The following is a 19960-nucleotide window of genomic DNA, read 5'->3' on the forward strand; positions in this document are numbered from 1 at the left end:
GACTGCCTGTGACCGGCTTGTTTATTACCCTGGAAGGCCCGGAAGGCGCCGGCAAGAGCACCAATCGCGAGTACCTGGCCGAGCGCTTGCGCGCCCGGGGCATCGATGTGCTGCTGACCCGCGAACCGGGCGGTACGCCCCTGGCCGAACGTATTCGCGAATTGCTGCTGGCCCCGAGCGATGAAGCCATGTGTGCCGACACCGAACTGTTGCTGGTGTTCGCCGCCCGTGCCCAGCACCTGGCCCAGGTGATTCGCCCGGCCCTGGCGCGGGGGGCGGTGGTGTTGTGCGATCGCTTTACCGACGCCACCTATGCCTACCAGGGCGGCGGTCGTGGCTTGTCCCGGGAGCGAATCGCCACATTGGAAACCTTTGTCCAGGGCGAGTTGCGCCCGGACCTCACCCTGGTCTTCGACCTGCCGGTGGAAATCGGCCTGGCCCGCGCCAGTGCGCGTGGCCGGCTGGATCGCTTCGAGCAGGAAGGGCGGGTGTTCTTCGATGCGGTGCGCAGTACCTACCTGAAGCGTGCTGAAGCCGACCCGGCACGTTATCGCCTGGTCGATGCCGCCTTGCCGCTGGCACAAGTCCAGCAAGCGCTGGACGGCCTGCTGCCACTGATCCTGGAGCGGCATCGTGGCTGAAGCCTATCCCTGGCAGGACGCCCTCTGGCAGCAACTGGCCGGTCGCACGCAGCATGCCCATGCCTATCTGCTCCACGGCCCGGTGGGGATCGGCAAGCGGGCCCTGGCCGAACGGCTGATGGCGCTGCTGCTGTGCAAGAGCCCGCAAGGCCTCAATGCCTGCGGCCATTGCAAGTCCTGTCTGTTGCTGGCGGCGGGCAGTCACCCGGACAACTACATCCTCGAACCGGAAGAGGCGGACAAGGCGATCAAGGTCGACCAGGTTCGCGATCTGGTCAGCTTCGTGGTGCAGACCGCGCAACTGGGCGGGCGCAAGGTGGTGCTGATCGAGCCGGTGGAGTCGATGAACATCAACGCCGCCAACGCCTTGCTCAAGAGTCTCGAAGAGCCGTCCGGCGATACCGTGCTGTTGCTGGTCAGCCACCAGTCCAGTCGCTTGTTGCCGACCATTCGCAGCCGTTGCGTGCAGCAGGCCTGTCCGCTGCCGGGCGAAGCCATGAGCCTGGAGTGGCTGGCCGGGGCCTTGCCCGATTGCAGCGAAGAAGAGCGTGCCGAGCTGCTGACCCTGGCGGCCGGTTCGCCTCTGGCGGCGGTCAGTCTGCAGGCCCAGGGCGTGCGCGAACAGCGGGCGCTGGTGGTGGACGGAGTGAAGAAACTGCTCAAGCAACAGCAGTCGGCCACGCAGTTGGCCGAGGGCTGGAATGCCATTGCGCTGTTGCTGCTGTTCGACTGGTTCTGCGACTGGTCGAGCCTGATCTTGCGTTATCAACTGACCCAGGATGAAGCTGGCCTGGGCCTGCACGATATGCGCAAGGTGGTGCAGTACCTCGCGCAGAAAACCTCGCAGGAAAAGGTCCTGAATATCCAGGACTGGATCCTCGCCCAGCGGCAGAAGGTGCTGAGCAAGGCCAACCTCAACCGGGTGCTGCTGCTCGAAGCCTTGCTGGTGCAGTGGGCAGCGTTGCCGGCGAACTAGCCGTACAGGCCACCAAGCGCCTAGAATCGGGTTATCTGCATTTCGGGAGTCCGCATGAACGAACCCATTGGTCCAGGCCCGCGCAACGGTATCCTGTCCCTGACCATCAAGGACAAGTCGGTGCTGTACGCGGCCTATATGCCCTTTATCAAGAACGGCGGCCTGTTCATCCCCACCAACAAGAGCTACAAGTTGGGTGACGAGGTGTTCATGCTGCTCAACCTGATGGACGAGCCGGAGAAAATCCCGGTCGCCGGCAAGGTCACCTGGATCACTCCCAAGGGCGCCCAGGGCAATCGCGCGGCAGGTATCGGCGTGCAGTTCAACGACGGCGACAACACCGCCCGCAGCAAGATCGAAACCCATCTGGCCGGCGCCCTCAAGTCCGACCGTCCCACCCATACGATGTAGTTGTCACTCTATCCCATGCTTGTAGATTCCCATTGCCACCTCGACCGTCTTGATCTCGCCGAACACCAGGGCTCCCTGGATGCCGCCCTCGAAGCGGCGCGCCAGCGCGGGGTCGGGCATTTCCTGTGCATCGGTGTCAGCGCCGATAACGCCGCCGGGGTGAAGGCCCTGGCCGAGCGGTATGCCGATGTCGACTGTTCGGTCGGCGTGCACCCGCTGGACGTCAAGCCCGAGGCGACGCCGGCCCTCGACTGGTTGTTGCGCGAGCTCGATCATCCGCGCGTGGTGGCCATCGGCGAAACCGGCCTGGACTATCACTACGAGCCGGAAGCGGCCGACTTGCAACAGGCGTCTTTCCGCCTGCACCTGCAGGCGGCGCAGAAGACCGGCAAGCCGGTGATCGTCCATACCCGTGGCGCCCGCGCCGATACCCTGAGCCTGTTGCGCGAAGCACAGCTGCCCCAGGCCGGCGTGCTGCACTGTTTCACCGAGGATTGGGACATGGCCCGCGCGGCGCTGGACCTCGGGTTCTATATCTCGCTGTCGGGGATCGTGACCTTCCGCAACGCCGATGCCTTGCGCGATGTGGCCCGGCAGGTGCCGGCCGATCGCCTGCTGGTGGAAACCGACTCGCCTTACCTCGCGCCGATTCCCCATCGGGGCAAGCCGAACCTGCCGCAGTACGTGCGCGATGTGGCGGATTATCTGGCGATGTTGCGCGGGGTGCCTTACGAGCAGTTCGCCGAGCAGACCACCGAGAACTTCAAGCGCTTGTTTCCGCTGGCCCATGTACGTTCCTGAGCGTCGTTGTGGGAGCGATCCCTTGACCTTGAAAGCCAAATCGCAGGCAAAAAAAACCCGGGTTCTGGGGGGGTGAATCCGGGTTAAGACCATTAGGAGTAAAACAAAGGCGCGCGGTCCCTTGGCACCTTTATCGGCGCGTCACTTGGGGGAGATGTCGCGCCGACACTTCAAGTATTGGCCAGTATCGCGTCACGTCCAGTCAGGCCTGCTCGTTTTTTAAACAGATTTGGAATACCGGCGCTTCGGTTGAGTTCTCATTGCTCGGCACCGCCTCCGGGTCTTGCCTGAATGCGACGCTCCGTGACCCGGACGAAGACTTTTTGACCGATAAGGTCTGATTCGTCGACAGTGAAAACGAAAAGCCTCGGATGATTCGTGCAATTTGGTGCGGCTCAGGCATAATACTTGGCTTCGATTTTGCCCCTACAGACCTTTTCTTATGCATAAAGAACCCCGTAAGGTCCGTGAGTTTCGTCGCCGCGAGCAAGAAATTCTCGATACCGCGCTAAAGCTGTTCCTCGAACAGGGTGAAGACAGTGTCACCGTCGAGATGATCGCGGATGCCGTCGGTATCGGCAAAGGCACCATCTACAAGCACTTCAAGTCCAAGGCGGAGATCTACCTGCGCCTGATGCTCGACTACGAGCGCGACTTGAACGAATTGCTGCACTCGGCCGACGTCGACAAGGACAAGGAAGCACTGTCCCGCGCCTACTTCGAATTCCGCATGCGCGACCCGCAGCGTTATCGACTGTTCGATCGCCTGGAAGAGAAGGTGGTCAAGGGCCATCAGGTCCCGGAAATGGTCGAGGAACTGCACAAGATCCGCGCCTCCAACTTCGAGCGCCTGACCTTGTTGATCAAGGGCCGTATCAGCGAAGGCAAGCTCGAGGACGTGCCGCCGTATTTCCACTATTGCGCCGCCTGGGCGCTGGTGCACGGCGCGGTCGCGTTGTACCACTCGCCGTTCTGGAGCAATGTGCTGGAGGATCAGGAGGGCTTCTTCCAGTTCCTGATGGACATCGGCGTGCGCATGGGCAACAAGCGCAAGCGCGACACCGATACGCCGGTAGCCTGACCGGCGCGGTATACTGGTGATGGTCCTGTAGGAGCCGGCTTGCCGGCGAAGAATGATAGCGCGGTGCGGCTTGAATTCCGCGTCGCTTGAATCGCCGGCAAGCCGGCTCCTACGGATAGGACTTGCTAAAAGTTGATTTTCAAGTCAGCTTTTAGTCTGTGCCAGAGTCCATCGCCGGAGTGTTCCATGATCGTTGACCGTCAAGGCAGGCGTTTTCGCAACCTGCGCATCAGCCTGACATCCGCCTGCAACTATGCCTGTACCTATTGCGTGCCCAATGGCAAGCGGCTGGTGGCTGCCCAGGATGAATTGTCGGCCGAAGCCATGGCGCGGGGTGTTGCCTACCTGATCGAGGCGGCCGGTATCGAGCGCTTGCGTATTACCGGCGGCGAACCGCTGGTCAGTCCCAAGCTGGAAGCCTTCATGGGCGCGGTGGGCAAGATGGGCTTGAGTGATATCAGCCTGACCACCAACGGCCAACTGCTGACACGCAAACTGCCGTTGCTGGTGGAGGCCGGCATCCGGCGGATCAATGTTTCCCTCGACACGCTCGACCCCGAAGCGTTCCGCAGCATTGCCCGTGGCGGCGATCTGGCGAGCGTGCTCGATGGCATGGACCGGGCCCGCGCGGCGGGGCTGAAGATCAAGGTCAATATGGTGCCGCTGCGCGGACAGAACCTGGACCAGGTGATGCCGCTGCTCGACTACTGCCTGGAGCGGGGTTACGAGCTGCGTTTCATCGAATTGATGCGCATGGGGCATCTGGCCAGCGACAACAATGCCTTTCTCCAGCAGTTTGTCAGTCTCCAGCAATTGCTCGGGCTGATCGGTGAGCGCTACGAATACCTGCAGGCCAATGCACCGGTCGACGCGACCGCGGTGCGCTACGAGATTCCGGGGCAGGGCTATTTTGGCGTGATCGCCAATGAAAGCGTACCGTTCTGTCGGACCTGCTCGCGCTTGCGCCTGTCCTCCACGGGATGGCTGCATGGCTGCCTGTCGTCGAGCAATCGGCATTACGTCGGCGACCTGTTGGACAAGCCGCGCCACGAAGCCCTGCCGGCGTTGCAGCGGCTGCTGGTCAAGGCCCTGGGCGACAAGCAGGAAGTGGCCTTCTCCGGCGGGGCGACGGTGATGAAAATCATTGGTGGCTAGGCATATCCACACCTCTATGTAGGCGCGGAGCTTGTGTGGGAGCGGGCTTGCCCGCGAAGCTTTTAGCGGCTTCACTGGCCTCTTCGCGGGCAAGCCCGCTCCTACAAAAGCCTGCTTCCACATGAATCAAGCAGTATCCCCCTGGGCTTGAAGCATGCCCCGCCCCCTCTGACTGACCAATCTGGCGCGGAAGCTGCATCACGCGGCTATTCGCCGGTTTTCCGTCACCGGCCTCTGGAGGATAGGATGCGTAGCCTGGTTATGCTGCTGGCGTTTTTGGCGCTGGGCGGCTGCATGAAAGTCAGCGATCTGGGAGAGGGCGCGCGTTATCAGATGAGCGACGCGGGATTGCTCGATCATAGCGATACGCGCCGGATCCATTCCTTCCGCATTCAGCCTGACTCCTTCATCTACATTGCCCAGGGTGCATTCACTCCGCCCGGCAGCGCCTATCCACGGCCGAACGTGGTGGCCGAAGAGGCCTTCAACGGCTTTGTCGAATACTTCCCGATGGTCCGTCGCGCCCGTGCGCCGGAGGGCCTCGACGAGGCCATGGCCGAAGCCCGCTCCGCCGGTGCCCACTACCTGCTGTACACCCGTTTCGCCAAGGCCGACGACCGGATCGGCAACTACGACGAATGGGCTGACCAGGAAGCCGTCGATCGCCTGGGGATCGACAGCGGCGTGATCCAGATCATGCTGATCGAAACCAGCACCCAGTACCTGATCGATACCGCGCGGATCAAGAGTCGTGGCGGTTTACTGACGTTCCATGACAACAAGCCGCAGGACCTGATCGCCAAGCCACTGGCCGAATATGCGCGTAGTCTATTGGGCTTGAGCGATCAGTAAGTCATTTCGGAGTGAGCATGAGTGAACCAGGCAAGGCCAACGACCTGTTGGCACAGATTCCCAGGACGGAAAAGGGGCTGCCGCCGGTTCACCTGTGGAATCCGGACTTCTGCGGCGATATCGACATGCGTATCGCCCGCGACGGTACCTGGTACTACCTGGGCACACCCATCGGGCGCAAGCCGATGGTCAAGCTGTTCTCCACCATCCTGCGTCGTGACGGCGACGATTATTTCCTGATCACCCCGGTGGAAAAGGTCGGCATCAAGGTCGACGACGCGCCTTTTGTCGCCGTGACCCTGGAGGTCCAAGGGCAGGGCGAGGCGCAGCAACTGTGCTTTACCACCTATGTCGACGAACAGGTCAGCGCGGGTGCCGAGCATCCGATCCGGGTGCTGATCGATCCCGTCAGCCAGGAGCCGACGCCGTATGTGCATGTACGCAGCAATCTCGAAGCGCTGATCCACCGCAACGTGTTCTACCAGTTGGTAGAGCTGGCGGTCACGCGACAGATCGACGGCCAGTCCTGGCTGGGCGTGTGGAGCGGCGGTGAGTTTTTCCCCATCGGCCTCGAACCCTGAGGTGGTTCCGCCTGCCGACGGATCACGAGCAAGCTTGCTCCTACAATGACCGCAACCAGACCTTGAGATGACGCGCACTCTGTAGGAGCCGGCTTGCCGGCGATAGCACCCTCAAGTACATCGCCATTCATCCCTTCGAAAAATAAACTCCTTGCATCGACAAGCCTGTTTCGGTTATCAATTTGTACATGATTAGACATGTTCGATTTGATAAGAAAAAACGGGTGGTCGATGAGCTGATCCGGCGCATCGAAAGCGGTCTTCTCGAAGACGGCTTTCTGCTGCCGGGCGAGCATCAGTTGGCCGAAGAATTCTCGGTGAGCCGTGGCACGCTGCGCGAGGCCCTGGCCGAGCTCAAGCGGCGCAACTACATCGCCACCCAGAGCGGCGTCGGCTCGATCGTCACCTATGACGGCATCGCGCTCGACCAGCGCGCGGGCTGGGCCCAGGCCCTGGCCGACACCGGTGCGCTGATCAACACCGAAGTGTTGCGTTTCGAGGCCGTGCAGCGTCCGGACCTGCTCAGTCGCTACGGCACTGACCGGTTCATCGCCCTCGACCGGCGGCGGCGCAACACCGAAGGCGTCGTGGTCTCCCTCGAACATTCCCTGATGCCGGCCAGCGGCGGCCTGGAAAGCCTGCCCGAAACCGGCCTGATCGATAACTCCCTGACCATCACCCTGGCCGCCCACGGCTTTATCGGCGAGCGTGGCGACCAGTGGATCGGTGCCGAACCCCTCGGCGCAGAGGACGCCGAGCTGCTCGGGCGTCCCGTGGGCACCGTGTTCCTCAAGGCCCTGCGCACCACCTATGACAAACAGGGACGTTTCATGGAACAGGTCGAAAGCCTGCTTGATCCCTTGCATTTCCGCCTGCACCTGGCTTTTGGAAACCCGACATGACCCCGACGCACCGCGCCCTCGGCGCATTCTATGGCCTGGCCCTGGGCGACGCCCTCGGCATGCCGACCCAGTCATTGAGTCGTAGCCAGATCCAGGCGCGCTTCGGCAGCATCCGCACCCTGGTGGACGCCGGTCCGGACCAGCCGATTGCGCCGAACATGCCCGCCGGTTCCATTACCGACGACACGGAACAGGCGATCCTGGTCGGCCAGTTGCTGATCGACGGGCAGGGCCATATCGATCCGGCCGTGCTCGCCGAACGCCTGATCGCCTGGGAAGCGGTGATGCAGGCCAAGGGTTCCCAGGACCTGCTGGGGCCGTCGACCAAGCGCGCGATCGAAATGATCCTCGCCGGTCACAGCCCTGAAGAGGCCGGACGCTACGGCACCACCAATGGCGCGGCGATGCGTATCACGCCGGTGGGCATTGCCGCCGATATCGCCGAGCCCGGGCGTTTTCTCAAGGTCGTGGTGCAGGCCTGCCAGGTCACCCACAACACTAACCTGGGCATCGCCAGCGCCGCCGCCGTGGCCGCGGTGATCTCCAGCGGGATCAACGGCAAGAGCCTGGCGCAGGCGCTGGAGGTCGGCACCGAGATCGCCTTCGCCGCCGAACAGCATGGCCACTGGGTTGCCGGTGGTCGCATCGGTCCGCGCATCCGCTGGGCCCGGCAACTGAGCGCCGACTGCGCCGATGCCGATCTCGCCGATCTGCTCTATGACGTGGTCGGTACTTCCGTCGCCAGCCAGGAGTCGGTGGTGGTCGCCTTTGCCCTGGCCCAGCGCGTGGCCGAGGGGCGCCTGAGCGCCTTCGACGCGACCTGCCTGGCCGCCGGTATCGGCGGTGACACCGACACCATCGCCGGGATTCTCGGCGCCATGCTCGGCGCCTGCGACGGCCTGGAGTGCTGGCCGCCCGAACTGATCGCACAGATCATCGAAGTCAACGGGCTGGAACTGGTTCCACTGGTTCAAGGGCTGATCGCCCTGCGCACCGCCTGAATAAACAAAACGCAACGGACTGCAGAAGAAGGGGGCCGGAGTGGCCCGGGTTTCACTACGCCTTCCGCACTGCCCACAACCACAACAATGGCATCAGGAGCTGAACACCATGACCTCATCAAACGCCGGGCAAAGTGCCGGGCAACTGGAAACCCGCGGTATCGAACCGGCTCCCGAAGCGGAGTGCAACGGCCATCCCCTGCAGCTGTTCTGGGTCTGGTTCGCCGCCAACATCAGTATTCTCGGCTTGCCGCTGGGGGCGACCCTGGTGGCCTTTCGCGGCCTGGCGATCTGGCAGGCGATCATTGTCGCCATCATCGGTGCGGCGGGCTCCTTCGCCGTGGTGGGGGTCATCTCCATCGCCGGTCGCCGCGGCCGGGCACCGAGCCTGACGTTGTCGCGGGCGATCTTCGGGGTGCGTGGCAATATCGGCCCGACCATCGTTTCGCTGATGTCGCGCCTGGGCTGGGAAACGGTCAATACGACCACGGCGGCCTTTGTGCTGCTGTCGCTGTGTTCGATCCTGTTCCACTCGCCGGTCGAAGCCAAGAGCGCACCCGCGCTGACGCTGCTGTTCATCGCCATCTTCGTGTTGCTGACCCTGTCGGTTTCCGGCCTGGGCCACGCCACCTTGCTGGTGATCCAGAAGTGGGCGACCTACGTCTTCGGCGCCCTGAATATCCTGGTCGGCGGTTTCCTCTGCGCCACCATCGACTGGAGCGCGGTGTTCAACGCCACGCCGGCGCCGATGAGCGCGATGATCATCGGTATCGGTACCATGGCGGCGGGCACCGGCATCGGCTGGGCCAACGCCGGGGCGGATATGTCGCGCTACCAGCACAAGAGCGTCAAGGCTGCGCGTCTCGTCGCTTCGGCGGCTTTCGGTGCGGGTATCCCGCTGGTGCTGCTGATCACCCTCGGCGGCCTGTTGTCGGTGGGCAACCATGACCTGGCACAAGCCACCGACCCGATCATCGCGATCCGCGACATGCTGCCGACCTGGATGGCGGTGCCGTACCTGATCACCGCATTCGGCGGCCTGCTGCTGTCGAACAACCTCTCGGTGTATTCGGCCGGCCTGACCACCCTGACCCTCGGCCTGAAGGTCAAGCGCGTGCATGCGGTGATCGTCGATATCGTGGCGATCTTCGCCGGCTCCATCTACTTCATGCTGATCGCCGACAGCTTCTACGGCCCGTTCATCACCTTTATCTCGCTGCTGGCCGTGCCGATCACCGCCTGGGTCGGGATCTTCGTGGTCGACCTGCTGCATCGTCATGTCTACAGCGCCAAGGACCTGCTGGACGTCAGTCCGACCAGCGCCTACTGGTATCGCGGGGGTGTGGAATGGCGTGCGTTCGGTGCCTGGGCCGTAGCCATCGTGCTGGGCTTCAGTTTCACCACCATCGGCACCACGGCGGAGAACATCTGGTTCCGTGGTTTCCTGTCCGATTCCTGGCTGGGTCACAACGGCCTGGGCTGGATCGTCACCTTCCTCGTGGCAGGCGGTATCTACGGCCTGCTCGGCGGCGCGGCGGATCGTCGTGCGGCCTTTGTAGAGAATGCCAATGGCTAGATTGCTGCATACCGGCCAGGTCATGGTTGACCTGGTCATTTCCCTCGACCAGTTGCCGGTCAGTGGCGGTGACGCCCTGGCCAATGCCGCCAGCTTCGAAGCCGGTGCCGGTTTCAATGTGATGGCCGCCGCCCGGCGCAACGGCCTGGCGGTGGTCTACCTCGGTCGTCACGGCAACGGCCGCTTCGGCGAACTGGCCCGTCAGGCGATGGTGGCGGAAGGGGTCGAGATCGCCCTCGACAGCGACAAGGAAAAGGACACCGGGCTCTGCGTGTCCCTGACCGAAGCCAGTGCCGAGCGCACCTTCATTTCCCATATCGGCGCCGAAGGCGGGCTCTCGGCCGCCGATCTGGCGCGGGTTGCGGTACAGGCCGACGACTATGTCTATGTCAGCGGCTACAGCCTGCAATACCCGGACAAGGTGCAGGCGCTGCTGGACTGGGTGCTTGCCTTGCCGAGGGAAGTGACGGTGGTGTTCGATCCGGGGCCGCTGGTCAACGCGCCGGACTCGGCACCCATGGCGGCCCTGCTGCCGCGTATCGATATCTGGACCAGCAACAGTGTCGAATCCCTGCGCTTTACTGGCGCCGTGGATATTGCCGGCTCCCTGGACAGCCTGACGCGGCGTCTGTCCGACGGTGCCCTGCTGCTGGTGCGCGACGGCCCGGACGGTTGCTGGATCAGCCGGCACGGGGAGCGCCGGCATATCCCCGGCTTCAAGGTGACGGCGGTGGATACCAATGGTGCCGGCGACGCTCACTCCGGAGTGTTCCTCGCCGGGCTGGCGGCGGGGCTCGATGCTGCCCAGGCAGCCCTTCGCGCCAATGCGGCGGCGGCCCTGGCGGTGACCCGCTGGGGGCCGGCAACCTCGCCGGGTGCTGACGAAGTGGATGTCCTGGTCGCGGGGCTGAAGTCGTAAGGATGTAAGAAAAATCTGTAATAGATTGCGCTTTTGTCTTCTGCTTAAGTAGGAAGTGCTGGAAACCACGGCAGCGGCTGTTCTACCCTAGTACGTTGGCTACTTTTCTCGATACCCAGCCTCCGGAGGCTCTGCTCCAAGGCTGGTGGTCGGGTGAAGTCAGCGTATTCTCCGACTTCTGTGACGACGCCCGTGAAACTCATCATCATTGCTGTTTACGTATTGTCCATCGCGTATGTACACCTGCGCGGTAAAGTCCGGCACAAGCTGGGTCGCCAACTGAGCGACCACTCCAGCTTCCTGGCACCGATCAACTGCTTCCTCTATCTGTTTTCGAAGATCCCCAGCCGACCGTACCTGCAGACGACGGACTTCCCCGAACTCAAGCCGTTGCAGGACAACTGGCAGGCGATCCGCGAGGAGGCCCTGGCCTTGCTGCGGGCGGGTGAAATCAAGAAATCCGAGCGGCCCGACGATGTCGGTTTCAACTCCTTCTTCAAGACCGGCTGGAAACGTTTCTACCTGAAATGGTACGGCGACAACCATCCCTCCGCCCTGGAGCTCTGCCCGCGTACTACCGAGCTGCTCAACGGCATCGGCACGGTCAAGGCGGCGATGTTCGCCGAATTGCCGCCGGGTTCGAAGCTGGTCCGTCACCGCGATCCGTATGCCGGTTCGCTGCGCTACCACCTGGGGCTGGAAACGCCGAACGACGCGGGTTGCTACATCAACGTCGACGGCCAGAACTACCACTGGCGCGACGGCGAGCCGGTGATGTTCGACGAGACCTTTATCCACTACGCGGAAAACACCACCGACAAGGACCGCGTGATCCTGTTCTGCGATATCGAGCGGCCGATGAAATATCGCTGGGCGGCGGCGTTCAACCGCTGGTTCAGCCGCAACGTGATGGCGGCTGCCGCGGCGCCCAATGGCGACGGCGATAAGACCGGCGGGATCAACAAGGCCTTCACCAAACTGTACGGCATCCGCCTGCGCGGCAAGGCGCTGAAGAAGACCAATCGCACCCGCTATTATCTGGAAAAATGGGCGATCTTCGGTGGCCTGCTGGCGTTGTTCCTGCTGATCTAGCGCCATTTCCGCGATCGATTGCAGCAATGAATCGGCCGGGCTCCCAACGGGAGTCCGGCCGATTTTTTTCAAGCGTTCCGCAATGGGTCGCCAGGGGCGATCAACTAGATACCATCCTGCGGGTGCAATGTACGCTTGGCCAGGTCCTCGGGACTCTTCTGCTGCCAGACCGGCCAGTAATCGGCGCGTTTCTCTTCCACGCTGCCCTTGTTGCTCTCGAACCACGACAGCGATTTCGGCGAGTTGTCGACCAGTTCGGTGTTCTTGATCAGATCGGTGACGTCCTTGCTGCCGGCGCTGAACTCGGCCTTGCTGTCTCTACTGACCGGCCACAGCGAGAAGCGGGCTTTCCAGGCACCCATGCGTGGCGTCACGACGCTGTAGTAGGTCTTGCCCGGGGCCAGGTCGGCTTCAAGGAAGTCGGCAGCTTCGGAAACCACCATGAAGGTGTGCTTGCCCGGGGTGGTCGGGTAGTTGATCTTGCTGCCGTTGGCCATGATTCCGATAAACCGGGTCTGGCCGCCGGTGACGTCATACAGCGAGGCATCGATGATCTTGCCGACGAACGACGAGCGCATGAACACCACCTGGGCGGCGGTCGGTTCGGCGGTCGGGATGGTTTGCGTGGGGACTACCTGCATCGGGTTGCCGGCACAGCCGCCCAGCAGTGCAGCGGCGGCCAGCAGCCACAAATGGATAAAGCGCATTGAATGCTCCTTGGTCTTGAACTCGAGTTATTCCCTACTCAGGTGCGCCGCGGCAAAGACGTGTTCGCCGCTCCGGACATCTTTCAGGCCCGGCCTTTAAACCATGAAGGCATTTGGCTATCAAGTGTTTTCGATTTTCTCCGGGGATGAGTTTTCCCTGTCTGTGCGGGCCTCGTATACGTCGGATTGATGTCGTGGCCTGGATTCGGGGGCCGGACCCACATCAACCCTTACCACGCGGTCAACGCTCCAGCACCCCCCGGAACGCCGCGCTCAAGGCCCGCAGTGTCTCCTGGGAGCGGGCGTCCGTGGGCCGTGAATGCAGGATGATTTCGGTCACCGGCAGCGCCGGAAGTCCCAACTGTTCGCCGACTTCGACAGCACCGGCCGGAGCCACCCGCCTTGCCAGCGCGGCGACGCCGAGCCCGGCACTGACCGCCGCGCCCACCGCCATGACGCCGCCGCCGATAAACACTTCGGTCCAGGCAATTGCGGCGTCGTCCAGTACCCGTACCGCCAGGTGGCGCACGCCGCACGGCGCGGCCATGGTTGCCAGGCGCAGTACGCTACCCGGCACATGCTGCCAGGTCGGCGCGGCGAACCAGCCGAAGCGCTCGACCACCAGCACTTCACCGTCGTGGCGGTCGCCCTCGCTGCGCACGATGGCGGCGTCCAGTTCGCCGCGGTCGAAGGACGCGCTCAGGTCCCGGGACGATGCGATGCGCACCTCGATGATCAACAACGGATCGTAATGGGCCAGTCGGCTCAGGAGCACCGGCAGGTCGGGCCCGGCGACATGATCGCTGATACCGATGATCAAGCGTCGGCTCGGCGGCGCGCTCATGTCGCCGAGGGCGCGTTCATGGGCCTGGAGCAGGGTCCGCGCCGCCTGGATGAATTGCTCGCCGGAAGGCGCCAGGCGCACATGCCGTGGCGTGCGCTCGAGCAAGCGATAACCGAGGCGCTCCTCCAGACGCTTGAGCTTCAGGCTGATGGCCGCCTGGGAGGTGTCCAGTGCCTGGGCGGCGCGGGTGAAGCTGGCGAAGTCGGCAATCAGGACAAAGGCCTGGACGGTGTCGATATCGAGAGGCCTGCTGATGTCTGTCATATCTACCTCTTATCACACATATATCGGTAGATATCTTGTTGTAATCATCGACCTTGCGCAAGCTGGCTCCAGGTTTTCCACAACCGGTTTTTCCCAAGGAGCGCGATCATGTTTGCCAAACAGTATTCCCACCGCTTGCCCGCCAACTACGACATGGATCTGATCCGTCGCCGTGCCGCTGAACTCGGACCGCTCTGGGACGATGCCCGCAGCCTGTTGTTCAAGGCCTTTATCGCCCGGGAGCGCGGCGTCTTCGGTGCCTCGGCCAACCAGTATGCGTCGGTCTACCTGTGGTCGGATCCGGCCGCCGCCGCTGCCTTCCTGATGGATGAGCGGTTCCAGAAGGTGATCGATTCGTTTGGTCGTCCGCAGATCGAGGCCTGGTTGCCCCTGGATTTCCAGCTGGGCACGGCGCTTGAGGCGCGGGCGCTGTACCGCGAAGAACTGGCGGTCGACCCGGAAGCCGATCGCGCCCGGTTGCTGGCAAGCGAGATCGAGCGCAACCAGGCTCTTCTACGCCAGGAAGATACCTTCGCGGTCTTCCTGGCACTGGATACCGCGAGCTGGCGGCTGGTGCGCATCACCCTGTCGTCAGGTCATCCGGACCGCAGTCGTGCCAGCGAGGCCTACGAAGTGCTGTACCTGGCCCAACCCGGTGTCGAGAGCCGGCGTCATGGACGGGCGTGACGAGCAGGGGCAGGCCAGCCGCGCGCTGCTTGCCCATCTGCTGGGGATGGGCGTGGGCGCAGGGCTGATCCTCGGCCTGACGCTGCTGGCCTGCCTGCTGTTGCGAACGAATTTTCGTTGAAATGATTCAAGCGGCAACACAATCCGAATAGCATGGGCGTCTCCATTGATTCCGGAAGCGCCCATGTCCCTCGAAATACGCGAAGCCCGGCCCAGCGATGCGCCGCAGATCCTGGCCTTTATTACCGAACTGGCGGACTACGAACGGGCGCGTCACGAAGTGATCGCCAGTGTCGTCGACATCGAGCGCAGCCTGTTCGGCGAAGGCGCCACGGCCCACGGCCTGATCTGCCTGCGGGACGGCGAACCGGTCGGTTTCGCGGTGTTTTTCTTCAGCTACTCGACCTGGCTCGGGCGCAATGGCCTGTACCTGGAAGACCTCTATGTCTCGCCACAACAACGCGGCGCCGGGGCGGGGAGGAAGCTCTTGCGGCATCTGGCGAAGATCGCCTGCGCCAATGATTGCGGACGCCTGGAGTGGAGTGTGCTGGACTGGAACGAGCCGGCGATCCGCTTCTACGAGTCCATCGGCGCGCAACCCCAGAGTGAATGGGTGCGCTACCGGATGGACGGCGAAGTGTTGAAGAACTTCGCCTATTCGCAGGACTGAACAGCGATCCTGAAAACCCCGCGAAACCTGTAGGAGCTGGCTTGCCAGCGATAGCGATGTCACATTCACCACCGCCATCGCTGGCAAGCCGGCTCCTGCAGGAATCGGGTTCAACCTGGGCCGATGTTTATTGCAACCACTGCCACAACAGCAGCGTGCCGATCAGCCCGACCACCGAGACGATGGTCTGCAGTACCGACCAGACCCAGATGGTCTGCTTGAGTTGCAGGCCGAAGTACTCGCGCACCATCCAGAAGCCGGCATCGTTGACGTGGCAGAAGAATACCGAGCCGGCACCGATGGCCAGCGCCACCAGGGAACTCTGGGTGGTTGCCAGGCCCGCCATCAGCGGGGCCAGGATGCCCGCGGTGGTGGTGGTCGCCACGGTGGCCGAACCCGTCGCCTGACGCAAGGCCACGGCGATCAGCCAGGCCAGCAGCACGTAGGACATGTTCGCGCCGGTGGCGACCTTGCTGATGGTGTCGCTGATCCCGGCTTCCAGCAGCGTCTGCTTCAGCCCGCCGCCGGCGCCGATGGTCAGCAACAGCACGGCAATCGGCGCGAGGCTCTTGCGCAGCACGTTGCCGACCTGGTCGCGGGCCATGCCGATCGACCAGCCGAGGCAGATCACCGCGGCGATCACCGCGAGGCCCAGGGCGATCAGCGGTTCGCCGAGAAACTTCAGGGTGATCGCCAGGTTGCTTTGCGGCGCCATGGCGACTTTCGCCAGGGTGCTGCCGAGCATCAACAGCACCGGCAACAGAATGATCAGCAGCGAGACGGCAAAGCTCGGCTTGCGCCGGGTCTCGACCTTCGCCGTGAACAGGGCGCCGAGTTCCGCCGGTTCCTTCACATCCAGGCGCTTCGACAGCCAGATGCCATACACCGGGCCGGCGAGCATCACCGCCGGAATGGCGATGCACAAACCCAGCAGCATGGTCATGCCGAGATCGGCGTGCAGGGCGCTGACGGCGATCAGCGGCCCCGGATGAGGTGGCATCAGCGCGTGCAGGGTGGTCATGCCGGCGAGGGCCGGGATCGCCACCTTGAGCAGCGGCTGGCCGGATTGCCGGGCGATCACGAAGATGATCGGCACCATCAGCACCAGGCCGACTTCGAAGAACAGCGGCAGGCCGATGATCATTGCCACCAGCGCCATCACCCAGGGCAGCGACTTGCCGCGGGCGTGGCGCAGCAACGTCGATGCGATGCGGTCGGCGGCCCCGGATTCGGCCATCAGCGCGCCGAGCATGGCGCCCAGGGAAATGATGATCCCGGCTTCGCCCAGGAGGCTGCCAGCGCCTTTGCTGAACGCCTTGGCCACTTCCTCTGGCGGCAGGGACGCGCCGAGCCCGGCGACAAAAGTGCCGATCAGGATGGACAGGAAGGGCGGCAACTTGGTGAGGCTGATCAGCACGATGATGGTGGCGATGGCCAGCAGGCAGCAGACGATCAGGCGGGTGTCGTGGGCGAGCCACGCGGCATGTGAAAGATCCAACGGAAACCCCTTCTTGTAATATCTTGTTACGCGGTTGGAAGGAATATACCTGATCAATTCATATAGATGACTATCTGACACGGGTTTTTTACCAACGGCCGTCTGAAAGTCCCGGACGGTTTGCGTCGGTCGCGAGCAGTAACCGAAGCGGCTTCAGTCCATCAGCATCGGCGGCAATGTGCCCAGCAGCGATACCGCGAGGATCGCCCCCAGTCCCAGCAGCCATTCGAGCGTCACACTGCGGCGCAGGACGCTGAAGTGTCCGCGCCGGCTCATCACCAGGTTGAACAGCGCCAGCCCCAGCATCAGCGCGACCATCAGCACCTTGATCAACAGGATCAGGGCAAAGCCGCTGAACAGCGGAGTCGGCCAGACGGCACCGGTGAGCACGCGCACGTTGATCATCCCGGTGACGATGATCGTGGCGACCAGCAGGTAGCCGAGGTTGCTGAACCGGCGCAGCACCCGGTCGATGTCATGTTCCGCCGGTTTGCCCAGCACCAGGGCGAGCAACATCAGTCCGCCGATCCAGGCACCGACACCGCTCAGGTGCAGCAACTGGTTGAACATCAGCAGCCGGCCACCCAGGCCGTCGAGCATCGCGCCGTGGCCGACCGGAGCCAGGGTCGCCAGCAGCAGGAAGGCAAGCAGAAGATTGAGCCGGGGAGAGGTATTGGCCCGGAGCCCAATCAACAGCAGCAGGCCGAACCCCAGGTGCCAGCTCCAGACCTTGCCGAAGAAAGTGCTGCCCAGCACCAACTGCAGGGTGCCGAGGTGGAACGCGTCGGCCCCATCGCCGGTCATGCCGGCGGTGGTCAGCAGCAGCCAGGCGATCGCACTGAGCGAGGCCAGGCCGGCCATCCAGCGTTTGGCCCGCGACAGGCGCAGGTCGAGGATCGCGCAGGGTGCCGGTCCGAGCAGCAAGGGCCTGAACAGACAGGCCCCGAACAGCGACAGGACCATGGTGAAATGCAGGAAACGGCACAGGACCATGGCGCTTTGCATGAATTCAGTTGCCCACCTTGAAGCCGTAGTTGCCTTCGCTCTTGTGGGTGTCGACCGAGACCGCATGCCATTCGACCTTGTAGTCGCCGGCCTTCAGCGGGGCGGCCGGGGTCACGATGAGGGTTTTCTTGTCGGCCGGATCGGTGACGATGCTTTTCACTGCGACCGGGACGCCGTCACTGCTCAGCCCGACCTTGCTGAATTGGGCTTCGACCCCTTCGCTGAACACCAGGCGCAATTCGCTCGGGGCGCTGACGGTGCTGTCCGCCGCCGGGGTCTGGCTTTTCAGGTGTGCATGGGCGAACGCGGAACCGGCCGCGACGCAAGCGCCGAGCAGGACAAGGGTATTCAGGGCTTTTTTCAGGTGGGGAAATGACATCGATCAGTACCTTGATGGCGGAAACAGGTGAGGATGATGCGAGAGAACGTGGGGCAACAATAGCCGGTACAGAGGGGTTTGGCACGAAGGAGCCGGGGGCAGCCGGCTCCTTTTTTGTAATGCAGTCGCCTGGTCCGATCAGCCGAGCACGCAGTGGCCCTGGCGCTTGAGGGCGCGTTCGGTCAACCAGCCGAACAGCAGGCCGAGGGTGGTCCACAGCACCAGCTGGATACCCAGGGCGGCGACGCGGAACTGCCACAGCACCACGGCCGAGAAGTCCGCCGGCACTTCATTGATTTCCGGGAACGCGTAATGGGCCACGGCGGCGATCACGATATACAGCGCGGCACCGGCCAGGGTGGCCGTCCAGGCACCGTGACGGGCGATCAGTTTGCGACCGAGGTTGATCGCGATCACCATCGCCGCGATCGACACCGCCAGCATCAGGAAGAACAGCTTGGTGCGCTGCTTGATGGTATCCGGGTCGCCCACCGACGGCGGGTTGGCCGGGTACTTGAGTTCCGGCACGAAAATCACCGCGATAAAGGCGGCCAGTGCCAGCAGGGCGGACAGGCCACGCGGCCCCATGCGACCGACGCGGCCCAGGGAATAGGCGAACACGAGGGCGAACAGGCCACCCATGGACGCGCTGTAGACCAGCACGCCGGTCAGCAGGCCGATGCTGCTCTGGGTTTCGCGGCTGACCAGCTCGGGTTCAGGCGCCTCGCCCTTCATGGCGTCCATTTTTTCTTCGAAGGCAATGGCCTTGTCGACCTGCGGCTCGCCAAAGACCTTGGCAAAGCCAAACGCCAGCAAGCCGGCTACGAGCCCCACGAGCATGCCGCGCAGCAGAAGTGATCCAGTCATGATGAGTTCTCGTGATCAGTGGCAGGGAAAGCCGAGCAAATGACGGCCATCGTGTACGAACTCATGCACGTACATGCCGGAGATCAGCGAGGTCGCGCCCTGTTCCGCGCCGACGAAGTAAATCGCCAGCATCAGCAGCAGGCCGCCGAAGATTGCCCAGGGCAGCAGTTCGCCGAGGGGAATGGTGGGGATCGATATGGAGCCGGGAGTATCGTATGTTGCGGTACTGGCCATCTGAAAAATCTCCAGGGATTGTGCGTCCGGTCTGAGAAGTGGAGTGTGCGTGGAAGGGTCTGACTCTCGGCATCTATGCTCTGTACGATAATCGCCTGTGCGACCCTCAGGCCGCCTTGCGAGTACTCGTACAGACCGTTTGAATGCGATTACAGTGGCGCAACCGTGCCGGGTTTCCACCGGCTTCCTTCCTTGTAACAAATTGATACAAGTGCTCGCGGAGTGTAATCCCCCGCGAGGCGTAACGGGAGAAAATTCCATATGCCGATCCGGCTCAGTGTTGTCTGCCATGCCCGCACCGAGGCCCAGCGCCTGGGGCGTTTTCCGCTGGATGAGCCGGTGGAACCCAAGGGCCTGGCCAAGGCTGCCGAGCTGGCGGCGCGGCTGAAAAAGCCGGTGCGGATTCTCAGTGCGCCGGAGACCCGCGCCTGGCAGACGGCCGAGGCCCTGGGCAGCGAGATCGAGATCGTTCCGGAACTGGGGGATTACGACTTTGGCGAATGGCAGGGCCTGGCCCTGGCGGATCTGCAGGAAAGCGATCCTGAGGCGCTGGCGGCCTGGGTCAGCCAGCCGCTGGTGGCAGCGCCGGCGGGCGAATCGGTGGAGGCGCTGTGTGCGAGGGTCGGAGCCTGGCTCGACGGTTTTCACGAGGACGGGCATTTTGTCGTCGTGACCCATCCCTTCGTGATCCGCGCGGCCATCCTGCATGCACTGCAGGCTGGCCCGGCTTCGTTCAACGCGATCGATATCGAGCCCTTGTCAGTGGTCGACCTGCGTCGCAACGGACGCTGGCGTCTGCGTTTCTGAGCGCAGGCCC

At 63.2% G+C, this 19960-nt stretch carries 24 protein-coding genes; 17 read left to right on the plus strand and 7 right to left on the minus strand.

What is annotated here, in order from left to right; all coding sequences use genetic code 11:
• Positions 1-8 precede the first annotated feature (8 nt).
• The 13 genes from tmk to lpxO all read left to right on the plus strand — a co-directional run bounded on the left by tmk (position 9) and on the right by lpxO (position 11988).
• A complete protein-coding gene (tmk, locus tag ACL9RJ_RS25510) occupies positions 9-641 on the plus strand; it encodes a dTMP kinase (RefSeq protein WP_177057517.1) in 633 nt (210 codons plus the stop codon).
• Positions 634-1617, plus strand: a complete 984-nt coding sequence (locus tag ACL9RJ_RS25515) for a DNA polymerase III subunit delta' (protein WP_177057516.1) — start codon at positions 634-636, stop codon at positions 1615-1617. The genes tmk and ACL9RJ_RS25515 overlap by 8 nt, the downstream gene beginning before the upstream one ends.
• 54 nt (positions 1618-1671) lie before the next feature.
• A complete protein-coding gene (locus ACL9RJ_RS25520) occupies positions 1672-2028 on the plus strand; it encodes a PilZ domain-containing protein (protein WP_017905754.1) in 357 nt (118 codons plus the stop codon).
• A 15-nt stretch (positions 2029-2043) separates the two neighbouring features.
• Positions 2044-2829, plus strand: coding sequence for a TatD family hydrolase (locus tag ACL9RJ_RS25525; RefSeq protein ID WP_177057515.1), 786 nt, complete (start codon positions 2044-2046; stop codon positions 2827-2829).
• Between the two features lie 442 nt (positions 2830-3271).
• A complete protein-coding gene (locus tag ACL9RJ_RS25530) occupies positions 3272-3910 on the plus strand; it encodes a TetR/AcrR family transcriptional regulator (RefSeq protein ID WP_017126411.1) in 639 nt (212 codons plus the stop codon).
• 186 nt (positions 3911-4096) lie between these two features.
• Positions 4097-5065 carry a GTP 3',8-cyclase MoaA gene (locus tag ACL9RJ_RS25535; protein ID WP_177057514.1) on the plus strand — a complete coding sequence of 323 codons (969 nt, stop codon included), beginning with the start codon at positions 4097-4099 and terminating at the stop codon, positions 5063-5065.
• A gap of 246 nt (positions 5066-5311) precedes the next feature.
• Complete coding sequence (locus tag ACL9RJ_RS25540; protein ID WP_177057513.1) at positions 5312-5917, plus strand: DUF4823 domain-containing protein; 606 nt, start codon at positions 5312-5314, stop codon at positions 5915-5917.
• Positions 5918-5934: 17 nt separating this feature from the next.
• Positions 5935-6498 carry a DUF1285 domain-containing protein gene (locus tag ACL9RJ_RS25545; protein ID WP_177057512.1) on the plus strand — a complete coding sequence of 188 codons (564 nt, stop codon included), beginning with the start codon at positions 5935-5937 and terminating at the stop codon, positions 6496-6498.
• A 188-nt stretch (positions 6499-6686) separates the two neighbouring features.
• Complete coding sequence (locus ACL9RJ_RS25550; RefSeq protein ID WP_177108447.1) at positions 6687-7400, plus strand: GntR family transcriptional regulator; 714 nt, start codon at positions 6687-6689, stop codon at positions 7398-7400.
• Positions 7397-8401, plus strand: a complete 1005-nt coding sequence (locus tag ACL9RJ_RS25555; RefSeq protein ID WP_422765793.1) for an ADP-ribosylglycohydrolase family protein — start codon at positions 7397-7399, stop codon at positions 8399-8401. The genes ACL9RJ_RS25550 and ACL9RJ_RS25555 overlap by 4 nt, the downstream gene beginning before the upstream one ends.
• A gap of 109 nt (positions 8402-8510) precedes the next feature.
• Positions 8511-9977 carry a purine-cytosine permease family protein gene (locus ACL9RJ_RS25560; RefSeq protein ID WP_017126417.1) on the plus strand — a complete coding sequence of 489 codons (1467 nt, stop codon included), beginning with the start codon at positions 8511-8513 and terminating at the stop codon, positions 9975-9977.
• Positions 9970-10896 carry a PfkB family carbohydrate kinase gene (locus tag ACL9RJ_RS25565; RefSeq protein ID WP_103033033.1) on the plus strand — a complete coding sequence of 309 codons (927 nt, stop codon included), beginning with the start codon at positions 9970-9972 and terminating at the stop codon, positions 10894-10896. The genes ACL9RJ_RS25560 and ACL9RJ_RS25565 overlap by 8 nt, the downstream gene beginning before the upstream one ends.
• Before the next feature lie 192 nt (positions 10897-11088).
• Entirely contained in the window at positions 11089-11988 is a 900-nt protein-coding gene (gene lpxO / locus ACL9RJ_RS25570; protein ID WP_177085124.1) for a lipid A hydroxylase LpxO, read from the plus strand.
• Between the two features lie 104 nt (positions 11989-12092).
• Here lpxO and ACL9RJ_RS25575 read toward each other — a convergent pair whose 3' ends face one another.
• Positions 12093-12695: a hypothetical protein gene (locus tag ACL9RJ_RS25575; RefSeq protein ID WP_177109440.1), complete on the minus strand. Its 603-nt coding sequence runs from the start codon at positions 12693-12695 to the stop codon at positions 12093-12095.
• 241 nt (positions 12696-12936) lie between these two features.
• Positions 12937-13803, minus strand: coding sequence for a LysR family transcriptional regulator (locus ACL9RJ_RS25580; protein ID WP_422765794.1), 867 nt, complete (start codon positions 13801-13803; stop codon positions 12937-12939).
• A 108-nt stretch (positions 13804-13911) separates the two neighbouring features.
• Here ACL9RJ_RS25580 and ACL9RJ_RS25585 point away from each other — a divergent pair, with 108 nt between their 5' ends.
• The 3 genes from ACL9RJ_RS25585 (at position 13912) to ACL9RJ_RS25595 (ending at position 15160) form a co-directional block, all read left to right on the plus strand.
• Entirely contained in the window at positions 13912-14490 is a 579-nt protein-coding gene (locus ACL9RJ_RS25585) for a DUF4865 family protein (protein ID WP_177119040.1), read from the plus strand.
• On the plus strand, positions 14477-14611 hold the full coding sequence (locus tag ACL9RJ_RS25590; protein ID WP_017126423.1) for a hypothetical protein: 135 nt from the start codon (positions 14477-14479) through the stop codon (positions 14609-14611). The genes ACL9RJ_RS25585 and ACL9RJ_RS25590 overlap by 14 nt, the downstream gene beginning before the upstream one ends.
• 63 nt (positions 14612-14674) lie before the next feature.
• Positions 14675-15160 carry a GNAT family N-acetyltransferase gene (locus ACL9RJ_RS25595; RefSeq protein WP_017126424.1) on the plus strand — a complete coding sequence of 162 codons (486 nt, stop codon included), beginning with the start codon at positions 14675-14677 and terminating at the stop codon, positions 15158-15160.
• Between the two features lie 127 nt (positions 15161-15287).
• On the opposite strand, the gene ACL9RJ_RS25600 is transcribed toward ACL9RJ_RS25595, so the two are convergent.
• From ACL9RJ_RS25600 to ACL9RJ_RS25620, 5 genes are all read right to left on the minus strand, one after another.
• Positions 15288-16658, minus strand: coding sequence for a gluconate:H+ symporter (locus ACL9RJ_RS25600; protein WP_177085112.1), 1371 nt, complete (start codon positions 16656-16658; stop codon positions 15288-15290).
• A gap of 153 nt (positions 16659-16811) precedes the next feature.
• Positions 16812-17663, minus strand: coding sequence for a copper homeostasis membrane protein CopD (gene copD, locus ACL9RJ_RS25605; protein WP_177119042.1), 852 nt, complete (start codon positions 17661-17663; stop codon positions 16812-16814).
• Positions 17664-17667: 4 nt separating this feature from the next.
• The gene (copC, locus tag ACL9RJ_RS25610) at positions 17668-18042 is read right to left on the minus strand and encodes a copper homeostasis periplasmic binding protein CopC (RefSeq protein WP_177119043.1); all 375 of its coding nucleotides are present in this window, start codon (positions 18040-18042) and stop codon (positions 17668-17670) included.
• A gap of 138 nt (positions 18043-18180) precedes the next feature.
• Entirely contained in the window at positions 18181-18909 is a 729-nt protein-coding gene (locus ACL9RJ_RS25615) for a CbtA family protein (protein ID WP_422765795.1), read from the minus strand.
• Positions 18910-18924: 15 nt separating this feature from the next.
• Positions 18925-19143: a CbtB domain-containing protein gene (locus ACL9RJ_RS25620; RefSeq protein ID WP_017126430.1), complete on the minus strand. Its 219-nt coding sequence runs from the start codon at positions 19141-19143 to the stop codon at positions 18925-18927.
• A gap of 261 nt (positions 19144-19404) precedes the next feature.
• On the opposite strand from ACL9RJ_RS25620, the gene ACL9RJ_RS25625 reads away from it, so the two are divergent.
• Entirely contained in the window at positions 19405-19950 is a 546-nt protein-coding gene (locus ACL9RJ_RS25625; RefSeq protein ID WP_422765796.1) for a histidine phosphatase family protein, read from the plus strand.
• Positions 19951-19960: the final 10 nt, after the last annotated feature.

Origin of the sequence: Pseudomonas sp. Mn2068 (assembly GCF_049319725.1) — a bacterium.
Classification (GTDB): Bacteria; Pseudomonadota; Gammaproteobacteria; order Pseudomonadales; family Pseudomonadaceae; genus Aquipseudomonas; species Aquipseudomonas gingeri.